Below are 13,481 nucleotides of genomic sequence, written 5' to 3'. Positions count from 1 at the left end.
GAAGCCATCAGCTTTTTGAATGGATTCAAGGTGATGTCACACAAAGCCACTTGAAAAATGTGTCAAGAAAACCTAGCCTGAACCTATTGGGTTAGGTTTTTTCTTATGCGTATTTTCCGAAAAATTCATCATAAATTAAATTGGACACCGCGGCGTTATGTTGCGGTTATTGTCAGTTTCTTGGCGCTGGGCTATTTGGCTTCAGGGATTTATCACACACTAAAGCCGTTACCTGAAGGCCTAAATTACACAGGAAAATTACGGCATGCCCAAGTGAAGTTTTTAGCGGATCAAACGTATTTAACCCGTGATGGCAAACAGCAGCAACAGCATGTCATTTTTAAAGAAATGCTAAAAATGATTGATGAGGCCAAAACCACGATTGTATTGGATATGTTTTTATTCAATAAAGAGGTGGGTGAGTCGAAACTGCAACAGCAAGCTCTAACCCAACAATTAACTGATGCCTTAATTTCGAAACGTCGCCAGTATCCGCAGATTGAAATTAAATTTATTACCGATCCGATTAATTCAGTCTATGGTGGCGTAGCGCCTGAACATTATCGTCAACTGCGTCAGGCAGGCATTGATGTGATTGAAACCGATTTGCGTCCACTCCGGGCATCAAATCCAACTTGGTCAGGTTTCTGGTATTTGTGCTGTCAAAATGCAGGCAATAATCCTGAAAAAGGTTGGTTGCCAAATCCATTTGGTAAAGAGCCAATTACCTTACGCAGTTATTTTAATTTGTTTAATTTTAAAGCCAATCATCGTAAAACTTTGGTGGTAGATACTGCACAGGGTTGGAAGGCTTTAGTTACTTCGATGAACCCACATGATGGCAGTTCACGACACTCTAATGTCGCTTTAGTGGTGACGGGCAATACCGCTATCGATATTTTAAAGACCGAGCAAGCGGTAGGTCGAATGTCTGGTGGTGACATTCCTGTGATTATTCTGGGTGAGTTTGAAGCTGCCAAAACAGAACCCCAAGTACAGGTTTTGACGGAACAAGCAATTTTAGAAGCGACGTTAAACTTAATTACGACTGCAAAAAAACACGATCAGATTGATTTGGCGATGTTCTATTTATCTGAACGACAAACTATTCAAGCCCTCATTGCTGCACAAGAGCGTGGTGTGCAACTGCGGGTTTTACTTGACCCGAATAAGGATGCTTTTGGACGTCAAAAAAATGGCATTCCAAACCGTCAGGTGGCATCGGAGTTACATGCGGCAGGCATACCCGTGCGTTGGTGTAATACTCAAGGTGAACAATGCCACAGTAAGATGATTGTGAAGCATAGTGGCAACAGCAGTGAAATGATTTTAGGTTCAGCCAATTTTACCGCGCGAAATATTAAAAATTATAATTTAGAGACAGACTTACGTGTATTGGGTTCGACTCAGGATCAAGTGTTTCAAGATGCGAATCAGTACTTTAATACAGCATGGTCAAACCTCGAAGGGAAACAAATGAGTGTGGACTATGCCAAGTATGCGGATGAATCGAAGTTGAAATATGCGTTATATCGTTTTATGGAGTGGAGTGGTTTATCGACGTTTTAATTTTTAATCCCTCCTAACCTCCCTTTAAATAAAAGGGAGGAAATTCCTGATTTTGATCAAGAATTGAGAAGAAGTATTGTTTATACCTGAGGAGTTGGTGGAATGATTTGATCCAGCTCTTTGTCGGTCATATTGTCTAATTCATGTAAATCAGTTTTAATTTTCCACTGTGCTTCATCTTCGACAGGTTGTGGTAAACGGGCTTCAAGCCAGTCACAAACCACATCGGGTGGAAAATCTGGGTGATTACATTGAATGACCCACGCCAGAAATTCCTTGGCTTCACCATTCATATAAGGTGGAGGCGAAACAGGAAGAAATTGCGTTGGTAAACGCTCATTGGTCGAAATGTAATTCAGTACATGTCCTAGTTCTTGAACGGTTTGCCATGCAAGAGGATGATCGACATTAATTTGGAATTTAAACCACCACGCATGTTGACCGTCTGTTCCATAAGAGTCGATTAATCTTTTTTGTACGCTTGGTACTTTTGAGAAAAATTGATGCAGTCGTTCAAAGTTTAATTCCGCCACAATGTTCCACCTAATCCATGAAAAAAATTATTTTAACATAAAGCATAGCAATCAAAATTCACATTCAAAGTGGGAATAACATCCTGTACAAATCTTTGTCCAACTTGCTATTTTTATGCATGCTTGGGTAGAAACTTAGGTTAAAATATCATCAAATATGATTGGGAGCAGCAGATGAAAGTGAAGTCCTGTTTTGCATGTGGGATAGCCATCTTAATGCTGAGTTCTAACTCTGCCTTCGCAGATACCAATGGTTGGTCGAATTATCAGGGAACCAGTACCAAACGCCCTAATTATCCACCGCAACCCCCATATCCGAATCGACCTTATCCTCCGCATGATCATCGGCCGCCAAATTGGGATCGACCACAAGCCAACGTCAGTATTAACTTACAGGCACCTACCTATACCCAATACAATCATCAAAGTACCAGTTATGTTTTTGGTGATGCCAATTCACGCATAGAAAGTTCAAATTATAGAATTATCAACGACTGGCAGCGCCTAGGACTGCCTGAGCCTCCGCAAAACATGTATTGGATCTTTGAAAATGGTCGTTATGTTTTAGTCCCTAGATAAAATTAGGCTTCCCAGCTTTCGATTTGAACGCAGCCACAGAGGTCATGCTCAAAAGTGGGCAAGCTAGATTTACATGATGACATTAAGCCAGTTCATCATCTTCAGGGCGCGGGGTTTTGCCTTGAGGTAAGGGTTGATCTTGATGTTTATCACGCATGACGGAAGGAAACGTCCATGACGCATAACGCACAATTAAAATGGCTAGCGCAAGAATCAAGATTGAACCAGTAATAATCACCAAGTCCATATCGGCTTTATGATCGTGTTGAATATCTGAAATTAAAAGACGGGTGAGGGCTGTAATTGCCACATAAATCAGAAAGCGGACAGGCATGTGATTGGTTTTAAAATAAATGCCAACCATGGCACCCAATTCTAAATAGATAAATAACAACAGAATATCGTCAATGGTGGCGTATTGTTTGACGGTGAGGATTTCGATTACGGTATGCACGGCGGACCATGCCACCATACAGCCAATAATGAATAGAGCAATGTAGTGAAAGCTTTCAACTGCTAAATTGCCTAATCGGTCGAGGAGGGTTTCAATTTTAACCACTTTAGTATCTCGTTCAGACATCTTTACCTCCTATTATTTGAAATAACAACTTATTCAATCATAAGCAAATTTCATGCACATGAATATTGTGGCATAAAAAAACGCCTGACAGAGCAGGCGTTTTTTACACTTAAGGATTATGCTTGGCTAGTGAAGTAATTTTCACTGAAGTTCATGATCAAGTCAGAACCTGCTTTCACTTTAGCAATACGCATGTCTAGTTCAGGAAGAATACGTTGTGCGAAGTATTGGGCAAGTGCCAATTTGTTTTGGAAGAACTCGCCATCTTTGTCTTTTGCTGCATTGGCAATGCGAGCAAACATATAAGCGAAGCTGAGTAAGCCCACAGCATGCAAGTAGTCTACTGCTGCTGCATTTGGGAATTCTACGCTTTCAGACGCTTGAGCAAGTACGAATTGAGTCAGGTCGGCAATTTCTGTCGCTGCATCCAAAGTGGCATCTTTAATAAAGTTTAAATCTGCATCTAAACTATTAGCGAAATCACGAATTTCTTCGATGTATTCTGCAACGTATGCACCGTTACACTTAATGGTTTTACGACCAATCAAGTCTTGTGATTGAACGCCATTGGTTCCTTCGTAAATCTGTGCGATACGTAAGTCACGGACACATTGCTCCATACCCCATTCACGAATATAACCATGACCACCGAAGCACATTTGTGCATCAAGCGTTGCTTGGAATGCAGTATCGGTTAAGTAAGCTTTCGCAATTGGTGTAAGTAGCGCAACGCGGTCATTGGCTTTTTTCACTGCTGCCGCATCAGTCGAGAATTTGGTGATGTCTAACTGCTGACCCACATACACAGCAAATGCACGAGAAGCTTCGTTGTTGGCACGTACGTTTAACAACATACGACGGACATCACCGTGTACTAAAATGCTGTCTGCTGGTTTGTTTGGTGATTTAACGCCAGAAGCACTACGACCTTGTAAACGATCAGTCGCATATTGTGCCGCATTTTGGTAAGCAAATTCAGATGCGCCAAGACCTTGAATACCCATCGACAAACGTTCGTAGTTCATCATAACGAACATTGCTGCAAGACCTTCGTTTTCTTTGCCCACGAGGTAACCTTTTGCACCATCGAAGTTCATGACGCAAGTTGCAGAGGCTTTGATCCCCATTTTGTGTTCGATTGAACCAGGACCTGCGGCATTACGTTCACCCACTGAACCATCTTCGTTCACAAGGAATTTGGGTACGATGAATAATGAAATACCACGTGAACCCGCAGGTGCATCTGGAGTCTTCGCCAATACCAAGTGAATGATGTTTTCAGCTAAATCGTGGTCACCGCCAGTAATGAAAATTTTAGTCCCTGTGATGTTATAAGTACCATCTTCGTTAGGTTCAGCTTTAGTTTTGATAATGCCTAAATCTGTACCTGAGTGTGGCTCTGTTAAGCACATGGTACCTGACCATTCACCAGAGTAAATTTTAGGTAAATAGGTTTCTTTTTGCTCTTGAGATGCATAGCTGTTTAACGCCATACCTGCACCCACAGAAAGTAATGGGTAAAGCATGAAAGACGGGTTGGTTGCGAATAGCATTTCGTCAGAAAGTACAGTCAGCATTTTTGGCATGCCTTGACCGCCCCATTCTTCTTCTGCACCTAAACCAATCCAGCCACCTTGGGCATATTGCTTAAATGCTTCTTTGAAACCAGCAGGTGTAGTTACTGCGCCATTATTATAAGTTGCACCTTCCTCATCACCTGTACGGTTCAGCGGAAGCGTTACATTTTGCGCAAATTTTGCCATTTCTTCCAAAATAGCTTCTGCAGTCGCGGCATCTAAATGCGCTAGATTTTCGTTCGACTGCCAGAATTGTTCTGCGTTAAAAACATCATTTAAGATGAATTTCATATCTGCAAGCGGTGCATTATAAATTGGCATAGTTAGTTCACCTTTGTTGTATATATCATGTGCTGAATGTGGAATAACACGCATTCACACGTATTATTGATGGAATTAAATTTAGCATTGATTACATAAAAAAAGGACCGTCAAAACCGACCAGTCCTTTTTTCTTAAATTAACATTGCAAGCAACATTAAAGTATGGTTAGAACGCGAAGTGTTCTGCATCTAATGACATTAATGGCTCTACACCACCAGCAATCACGTCAACGTGTGAACGAACACGTGGCAAGATTTTCTTGAAGTAGAAGTGTGCAGTGGTCACTTTTGCATTGTAGAAGTCAACATCAGAGGTGCCCGTAGCAAGCGTTTGCTGTGCAACCAACGCCATTTGAGCCCAGAGGTAAGCAAGCGTGACGTAGCCAGAGAAATACAAGTAATCTACAGCAGCAGCACCAACTTCATCTGGATTTTGCATAGCGCGCATACCAATTTGCATGGTGAGGTCGCCCCATTCTTTGTTGAGTGCAGCCAGTGGCTCAACAAATTCTTTCATTGCAGCGTTGTCTTTGTTGGCTTCGCAGAATTTGTGAATAATCTTGGTGAAGTCTTTCAACATTGCACCTTGCGTACCCAAAACTTTACGACCTAACAAGTCCAAAGCTTGAATTTCGGTTGTGCCTTCATATAAGCAAGCGATACGGGTATCACGAACAATTTGTTCCATACCATGTTCAGAAATAAAACCGTGACCACCAAACACTTGTACGCCGTGTTTTGCAGATTCAGAACCTGTTTCAGTTAAGAATGCTTTTGCAATTGGAGTAAGGAGTGAAAGGATGTTGTCAGAGTATTTACGCTCTTCTTCAGTTGCACCTTTCTCTACGATGTCAGCATGGAAAGACAACAAGTAAACCAATGCACGACCTGCTTCAGCAAAAGATTTTTGCGTTAACAACATGTTGCGTACAGCTGGGTGAACAATAATTGGATCAGCTTCTTTTTCAGGTGCTTTAGGGCCAGAAAGTGAACGCATTGCTAAACGATCTTTCGCGTATGCAAGCGCACCTTGGAAAGAACCTTCAGATGCAGCAAGACCTTGAACCGCTGTACCGATACGTGCTGTGTTCATGAAGGTAAACATACAGTTTAGACCACGGTTTTCAGGTCCAATCAAGTAACCTTTTGCGTTGTCAAAGTTGATGACGCAGGTTGCGTTACCATGAATACCCATTTTGTGTTCGATAGAACCACAACGTACCGCATTACGCTCACCTACAGTACCATCAGCATTTAAGTTGAATTTTGGCACGATGAAGAGTGAAATGCCTTTGGTACCTTTTGGTGCGCCAGGAAGACGAGCAAGTACAATGTGTACAATGTTTTCTGCCATGTCATGCTCACCAGCAGAGATAAAGATTTTCTCGCCTGTAATTGCATAACTACCGTCAGCATTTGGTTCAGCTTTAGTGCGGATAATACCTAAGTCAGAACCTGCATGAGATTCAGTTAAGCACATGGTTCCTGTCCAAACACCTGAAACAAGGTTTGGTAAGTAAGCATCTTTTTGTTCTTTAGAACCATGGTGTTCTAAAGTACGGACTGCACCATGAGAAAGCCCAGGATACATCCCCCAAGCCCAGTTTGCAGTACCAACCATTTCTGAAATCACGTTACCTAAAGAAACTGGTAAACCTTGACCGCCGTATTGTTCTTCTGCTGAAAGTGAAGGGAAGCCTAGTTCGATATATTTTTGGTACGCTTCTTTAAAACCAGTTGGTGTCGTCACCACACCATCATTCCAAGTACAACCTTCGCGGTCACCGCTTTGGTTGATTGGAGACAATTCATTTTCACAGAAATCTGCCGCAGCTTCTAAATATTGGTCAACCAATTCACGGCTTACGGTTTCTTGGAAAGCAGGAAGTTTTGCATAATGTTGTTCAGCATTTAGTAATTCATGCAAAACGAACTGCATATCACGTAAGGGCGCTTTGTATTGTGGCATGTCGGTTTTCCTCAATACTGGTTTTAACCAGCGTTATAATCCTAATAAACATGGTGACGTGCCTTCAATGACACGTTTTTAAGTACCAGTTAATCGTGCAACATCTTGTTATAAGGTACAAGCACTTGCCCCTCATTTCTTAGTGACTGCAAAGTCAAGAAAAGGTGGCTTGAATTTTCTAAGTACATTGAGTGTAAACGTTTTTATGTTTTTTAGGGTGATACAAATAGTCAAAAAACGTAAAAAGTTATGTTGCTCATTTAGGCACAAAAAAAAGACGCTTGAAGCGTCTTTTTTTTGTGATCAATCTGCTTATGCAGCTGGAGGTGGTGCAATATTTGCGGTTGGAGCAGTATTGGGTTGAGGTTGGTTTGGGAAGAAACGTACTGAACATTTGCCCGAAAGGGTTTGTTCACCTGCTTTAATTTGCACTGCTTTACCCTCAGTTTGACCTTTACATGCCGTTTCTAGCGCTTGTTGGAAGGCTTGTTTTTCTTTTAAACGTTGGTCGAATTGTTGCACCATTTGTTGGCGTTGTGCATCGGTGAGTTTTTCACCGCGCTGAGGGCGCATCATGCCTTCATCACCTTGCATTGGAGCTTGACCCATACGCATTTCATGTCCACGTTTGTGGTCGGGTTGAAATACCATATGACATTGACCGTCAATAGTTTGCGTACCTGCTTTCACCTGAACAGTTTGTCCCACAGTTTTGCCATCACAGGCTTGTCGCATTTGCTTAAACATTGCTTTATGTTCAGCACGCATTTGATCGCGTTCAGCACGTTGTTCAGGTGTTAAATGATCGGTATGTCGACCATCCATAACGTGGTGTTGGTGCTCTTGCGGTGCTGACGTCGATTGGCAAGCCGTTAATGCTGTTACACTTAAAACACTACAGGTCGCGAATACCATTTTTTTCATTAAGCTCATTATCAATACCCCAGCACGCTATTTTTCATTTGTGCTTAAAGATTAAATAATAAAGATGAAGAAACAATGGAGGGTTTTTTGAAAATAGGTTGGTTACAATAGTGCTAACAAAATAACAACCGAGCACCGCTGTTGAATATTCGACGTGTCCCGATTGCGCTACGCCTATTCCTAACTGTATTGCTAACCACCTTGGTGATTATCACTCTGAGTTTAGGGGTGTTGCACTGGACCATGCAAAAAAACTTCACCAAGTATGTGGCCGATGTCGAAATGCAAAAGCTCGATCATCTGATTTCCAATTTGGCAGGGGTGTACGCGGTTTATCACGACTGGGGCAATGCCATTCAGGCCCAGATTTTACAAATTGAGGGTCAGGCAGACCCTGATGATTATGACCGACTGTCGCATTGGTGGTTGCGCCGACAATACGATATTGCCTTACAGCAGCGTTACTTTGAAGAACATACTTTTGTGAATTTACCACCAACGCTGGCTCGAGCAGATCAAGGGAAACCGTTGCTCGACCAAGAGGAATTACGTTGGTTAGAGTTAAATTTACCCTCTGAATACCAACCCTTTGAAGGTTTAAAATTTCCTTTAAAATCGAATGAAAACGCTTTCCGACCGCCCGATCGTAAAGAAGGACAAGCGCAGAATAAGTTAAAAAATAGCAATCAGAAGAAGCAATTTATTTCAATGCCAGACCGTTTGGGCTTGAGTTCACGTTTATCTTTATATGATGCCAAACGACAATTTGTGGTGGGGGAGCCTTCTTCAGATCAAATTTCCTATCGTCCGATTATTGTAGATGACAAAGTGGTGGGCTATTTAGGGTTAAAGCCAGTCTTAGATCAGGATGATGCCTTAAGTATTAATTTTTTCAGTAATCAAAAACGTTACTTATTTTTGGTCTATGCTTTAACGATTTTAGCCAGTCTAATTGCCGCATTATTGTTGGCGACTTATTTTAAAAAACCAATTCAACGTTTACTCAATGCGACGCGTGAGTTGACGCAAGGTAATTACCAACATCAAGTCAAAATTAACCGTAATGATGAATTAGGTGATTTATCCAATGAGTTGAATCAATTGGCAGAAATTCTAAATCAACATGAAACGTCACGTCGTCAATGGGTGGCTGATACTTCACACGAATTAAAAACGCCATTGGCTGTGTTACAGGCGCAAATCGAAGCGATGCAAGATGGTATCCGTAAGGCGACCCCTGAGCATCTGGATGCCATGATGCGTCAAGTGAGCAGTTTGAAAAAATTGACCCAAGATTTGGCCGATTTAGCTCAAGCCGATGCTCAGCAATTGACGTGTTACTTTTCGACGGTAAATCCGTGGGATGTGGTGGTGCAAGAAGTGGAAAACTTTAAGCCAAAGTTTGAACAGGCGAATCTCAGTGTGAGTGTGCAGGGTGATGCGCCAGTCTTACAATTAGATACAGACCGATTCAAACAAATTGTGGTCAACTTACTCAGCAACAGCATTCGTTATACTGAACAGGGTGGAGAAATCAAGATTCACACTGAACAAACAGAAACAGCGTGGAGCCTGTATGTCGATGATAGCCCGTATGGCTTGACCGATGAACAATTGCAGCACTTGGGCGAGCGATTCTATCGTGTGGATGATTCACGAACCCGGAGCACAGGTGGAACAGGGCTAGGTTTGGCACTTTCATGTAAGATTGCTCAGGCACTTGGTGGAAGTTTACGTTTTGAACATTCACCCTTGGGTGGTTTGCGTTGCAAACTCACTTTTCCCAAATAAATGAAACCATAAAGGAAATATTCATGAAGCATATTATGCTGGTTGAAGATGAAGTTGAACTGGCTCAATTGGTCCGTGATTATCTAGAAGCAGCAGGTCTTGAAGTGAGCCTGTTCCATGATGGGCAGGAAGCCTATGATAGTTTTATGCAACGTAAACCAAGCCTGATGATTTTAGACTTGATGGTGCCACGTATGGATGGGCTCACCATTTGTCGTAAGGTCAGAGAACAATCTGACTTACCGATTATTATGGTGACTGCACGAACAGAAGAAATTGATCGTGTGTTGGGCTTAAATATGGGAGCAGATGATTATGTCTGTAAGCCTTTTAGCCCAAAAGAATTGGTGGCGCGTGTACAAGCGGTTTTACGCCGTTTAGAGCGTAAAGCCGAGCCTGAAGAAAATAGCTTATTTCGGGTAGATAAAGCACAACAACGCATTTGGTATCAACAAAAGACCCTGAACTTAACCCCAACCGAATTTCGCCTTTTGGAATTGTTCCTTGAGCATGTTGGGCAAGTTTATTCGCGCGTACAATTATTAGACCATATTAATCCAGATAGTTTTGATGTGGCAGACCGTGTTATTGATAGCCATATTAAAAACTTACGTCGAAAAATTTCGGATGCAGCCGAAACAGGCAACCGTCATGAATGGATTCAAGCCGTGTATGGTGTCGGTTATCGTTTTGAATATCCAGAAGATTAATTCAGGTTTCTGAGCGATAGAAGAAGCGGATAAGCCTTGGGCTATCCGCTTTTTTTATGGGATTAAAGCAAAGGTGGTAATGAAAATCAGCCGTTCTTTTAAATCTCCAGTGGGTGAAAATGAGACAGAGCAATCGGCGATTTTAAAGGACAAGACTGGTTGATCGCTTGTGCAAGCGATACAATTCATTTTTTGTCAGATGAGCATGTGTTTTGAGCAGCGAGATGCCTAAACTTCAGCGCCGTTTAAAGAACCGCCATATCCAATTGATCGCCATGGGCGGTGCAATTGGTACGGGATTGTTCTTAGGTTCAGCACATATTATTGAGTCTGCTGGCCCATCGATTATTTTGGGTTATATGATAGGCGGTTTGATTGCATTTTTAATTATGCGTCAGCTCGGAGAAATGATTGTGCATGAACCCGTGACGGGTTCATTCAGCTACTTTGCCTTTAAATATTGGGGACGGTTTTCAGGCTTTTTAACGGGCTGGAACTACTGGGTACTGTATATCTTGGTGGTGATGACTGAGCTGACCGCGATTGGTAAGTATGTGAATTATTGGTGGCCGCATATTCCTGCGTGGGTCTCGGTGCTGGTGTTCTTTGTGGTGATCACACTGGCCAATCTCGCCAATGTCAAACTGTATGCAGAGTCTGAGTTTTGGCTGTCGATGATTAAAGTTGTGGCGATTATCGCGATGATCATCTTCGGGGTTTATCTCTTGTTGACGGCTGATGTCGGTTCAACCGCATCCGTCACGAACTTATGGGCACATGGTGGGTTTTTCCCACATGGCTTTGAAGGCTTGTTTTATATGCTGGCCTTTATGATGTTTGCTTTTGGCGGTATTGAGCTGATTAGTATGGCGGCTGCGGAAACCGAAGATCCTGAAAAGAATATTCCCAAAGCAGTCAATCAAACCGTGATTCGGGTTTTCCTGTTCTATATTTGCTCGTTGGCGATTCTTTTGTCTTTGGTACCTTGGAATCAACTGGATTTGGGTGGGCTAGATAAAAGTCCATTCGTGCTTATTTTTAAGCAAATGGGCATTGATTGGGCAGCCCATTTGCTGAATTTTATTATTTTGACCGCATCGGTTTCTGTTTGTAATAGTGGGATGTATGCCAATAGTCGCATGCTATTAGGTCTGGCAGAACAGGGCAATGCCCCGCAAGTTTTTAAGCAGGTTAATCGACAAGGGACACCGATAGCGGCTGTATTATTTTCAGCATTACTGATTTTTGGTTGTGTGCTGTTGAATTACTTTTTACCTGAAAAAGCGCTCAGTTATCTGATTTATATTGTGGTCAGTGCTGCGGTGTTGAATTGGATGATGATCAGTTTGATCCATCTTAAATTTAGACAGAGTATGAAAAAACAGGGCATTCAAACCAAGTTTCCAGCGTTGTTTGCACCGTTTAGCAATTATTTTGTTTTAGCCTTTATGCTGATGATTTTGTATATCATGTGGAACCAAGGCTTTATGCTTTCAGTATTGATGCTTCCTGTCTGGATCCTCGTGCTATTTGTTTTGTTTAAAACATTAAAGCCGAAGAAAAGCTAAAGCGCAGGTGATGATGTTGAAAAGGACTCAATCTGAGTCCTTTTTTATTGGGCTTTTGATCGTTTATGGTTCTGATTGATTGCTCAATTATAAGTACTTAAATAATGTTCTAGGTTGTCTTTTTTACTTTTACTTTGGACAAGGTGGATCAGTCTGTATTCAAGTCAGTGAAGCGTTCCGTTAGCGATGAGCATGTCACTTAGGGCTGAATTGTAGAAGTAGCGACTAAACTTTTCGACAATGCATTCGAATAAGGAGTCGAGCAGGAAAATGACTTAGGTTTCATCAGTTTCAGCCCGTCTTTGTTTGAGGTTCAGCATGGCTTTCTGATTAATTTGAGTGGAGAGTGAGCGACACTCATGCTTAATCTTTTCGGATTGATATGTATAGCTAATTAAATAGACAAAATTGCGAAGAGAGCGGTTGTATTTCCAACAGATTAAAGCAGTAAGCTATCAAGTTGCTCTTAAAGTACTCAAAAATTAACTTTAAAGAAGTACGGCTTGGCTGCAACCATCCTGAAAACTATCCACAATTTCTGCGGATAATTTTGGGGGTAAGTCTGATTAAGCTAGTTTTTCCATGTACGTTTTGGCTTACACCAACTCAAGCGGATTGCGTCTAGGTCAGCCCTAAAATTTTTTATAAGATGCAGTTATGGAGAACAGGATGTTCCAAAACATAAAACAAAAATGATAAGTTCAACACGAGGATGTGAGGTACGACAGGGGTTATACCTAGCAAATCAATACGAAAAAGCCCGACAGGATGTCGGGCTTTTTTATGATCTCTCAATTGCTCACTTCGCTTTTAGTTTCGAATTTTTTGTTCCAAGTGGGCAATATTGGAAAATGTTGAAAAGCTGTGCAGCAGAGAAGAGACAAGATATATTCAAACTTATGATCAGCTTGATGACGTGATAATGCTCAGCTTAAAAAAATCAAAAGAAATAATTAAAATCTTCTTCATTTAATATTTAGCGGATGGCTTTAAGTGCAGCGATTCGCTGTCTTTGTAGTTTATTCAGCTTGGATATCACAAGCTCATAAGAATTTTGCACTAGATCAATAACTAAATCAGGCTCTAAGTTTTCATCTTCATAGATTGAAATCCAATGCTTTTTATTCATATGCCAACCGGCATGAATATACGGATAAATATCACGTAGCATCGCGCCGTGGTCAGGAGTAACTTTTAAGTTACTTAAAGTTGCACCACTTAAAGATGAATTGAGCAAAAACATTTTATCCATGACTTTATAGACATCACAGCCCTCACCAAAGGGTTGACTACACGTGACTTCTGGTAGGGCAAGTGCAGCTTTTGCGGCAATAAGGTGTAAGGACATGGTGATCACT

The 13,481-nt window shown here is 41.6% G+C and carries 11 protein-coding genes; 5 read left to right on the top strand and 6 right to left on the bottom strand.

Translation table 11 applies throughout. The features are described from left to right. The first annotated feature begins 105 nt into the window (after nt 1-105). A complete protein-coding gene (locus E0H82_RS06630; RefSeq protein WP_131263919.1) occupies nt 106-1,569 on the top strand; it encodes a phospholipase D family protein in 1,464 nt (487 codons plus the stop codon). Nucleotides 1,570-1,649: 80 nt separating this feature from the next. Here E0H82_RS06630 and E0H82_RS06625 read toward each other — a convergent pair whose 3' ends face one another. Further along, nucleotides 1,650-2,102 (bottom strand): hypothetical protein, encoded by a 453-nt coding sequence (locus E0H82_RS06625; protein WP_131263918.1) that lies wholly within the window; start codon nt 2,100-2,102, stop codon nt 1,650-1,652. Between the two features lie 174 nt (nt 2,103-2,276). On the opposite strand from E0H82_RS06625, the gene E0H82_RS06620 reads away from it, so the two are divergent. Beyond that, nucleotides 2,277-2,681 (top strand): RcnB family protein, encoded by a 405-nt coding sequence (locus E0H82_RS06620; protein ID WP_131263917.1) that lies wholly within the window; start codon nt 2,277-2,279, stop codon nt 2,679-2,681. Between the two features lie 82 nt (nt 2,682-2,763). Here the strand turns inward: E0H82_RS06620 and E0H82_RS06615 are convergent, their stop codons facing one another. The 4 genes from E0H82_RS06615 to E0H82_RS06600 form a co-directional block, all read right to left on the bottom strand. Then, nucleotides 2,764-3,261 (bottom strand): phosphate-starvation-inducible protein PsiE, encoded by a 498-nt coding sequence (locus tag E0H82_RS06615; RefSeq protein ID WP_116761587.1) that lies wholly within the window; start codon nt 3,259-3,261, stop codon nt 2,764-2,766. A gap of 116 nt (nt 3,262-3,377) precedes the next feature. Further along, complete coding sequence (locus E0H82_RS06610) at nt 3,378-5,159, bottom strand: acyl-CoA dehydrogenase C-terminal domain-containing protein (protein ID WP_131263916.1); 1,782 nt, start codon at nt 5,157-5,159, stop codon at nt 3,378-3,380. Nucleotides 5,160-5,327: 168 nt separating this feature from the next. After that, nucleotides 5,328-7,130, bottom strand: a complete 1,803-nt coding sequence (locus E0H82_RS06605; RefSeq protein WP_131263915.1) for an acyl-CoA dehydrogenase C-terminal domain-containing protein — start codon at nt 7,128-7,130, stop codon at nt 5,328-5,330. Between the two features lie 312 nt (nt 7,131-7,442). Then, the gene (locus E0H82_RS06600; protein ID WP_131263914.1) at nt 7,443-8,063 is read right to left on the bottom strand and encodes a hypothetical protein; all 621 of its coding nucleotides are present in this window, start codon (nt 8,061-8,063) and stop codon (nt 7,443-7,445) included. A 132-nt stretch (nt 8,064-8,195) separates the two neighbouring features. On the opposite strand from E0H82_RS06600, the gene baeS reads away from it, so the two are divergent. From baeS to E0H82_RS06585, 3 genes are all read left to right on the top strand, one after another. Beyond that, nucleotides 8,196-9,845 carry a sensor histidine kinase efflux regulator BaeS gene (gene baeS / locus E0H82_RS06595; RefSeq protein WP_131263913.1) on the top strand — a complete coding sequence of 550 codons (1,650 nt, stop codon included), beginning with the start codon at nt 8,196-8,198 and terminating at the stop codon, nt 9,843-9,845. Nucleotides 9,846-9,868: 23 nt separating this feature from the next. Further along, entirely contained in the window at nt 9,869-10,555 is a 687-nt protein-coding gene (locus E0H82_RS06590; protein WP_116761579.1) for a response regulator, read from the top strand. Between the two features lie 212 nt (nt 10,556-10,767). Next, nucleotides 10,768-12,123: an amino acid permease gene (locus E0H82_RS06585; RefSeq protein WP_131263912.1), complete on the top strand. Its 1,356-nt coding sequence runs from the start codon at nt 10,768-10,770 to the stop codon at nt 12,121-12,123. 976 nt (nt 12,124-13,099) lie between these two features. Here E0H82_RS06585 and E0H82_RS06580 read toward each other — a convergent pair. Further along, nucleotides 13,100-13,471: an MmcQ/YjbR family DNA-binding protein gene (locus tag E0H82_RS06580; protein ID WP_131263911.1), complete on the bottom strand. Its 372-nt coding sequence runs from the start codon at nt 13,469-13,471 to the stop codon at nt 13,100-13,102. Between the last annotated feature and the right edge of the window lie 10 nt (nt 13,472-13,481).

This window comes from Acinetobacter sp. ANC 4910, from assembly GCF_004331035.1.
Classification (GTDB): domain Bacteria; phylum Pseudomonadota; class Gammaproteobacteria; order Pseudomonadales; family Moraxellaceae; genus Acinetobacter.
The sequence above is the reverse complement of the archived record's forward strand: the minus strand, read 5'-3'. Positions and strand labels throughout refer to the sequence as shown.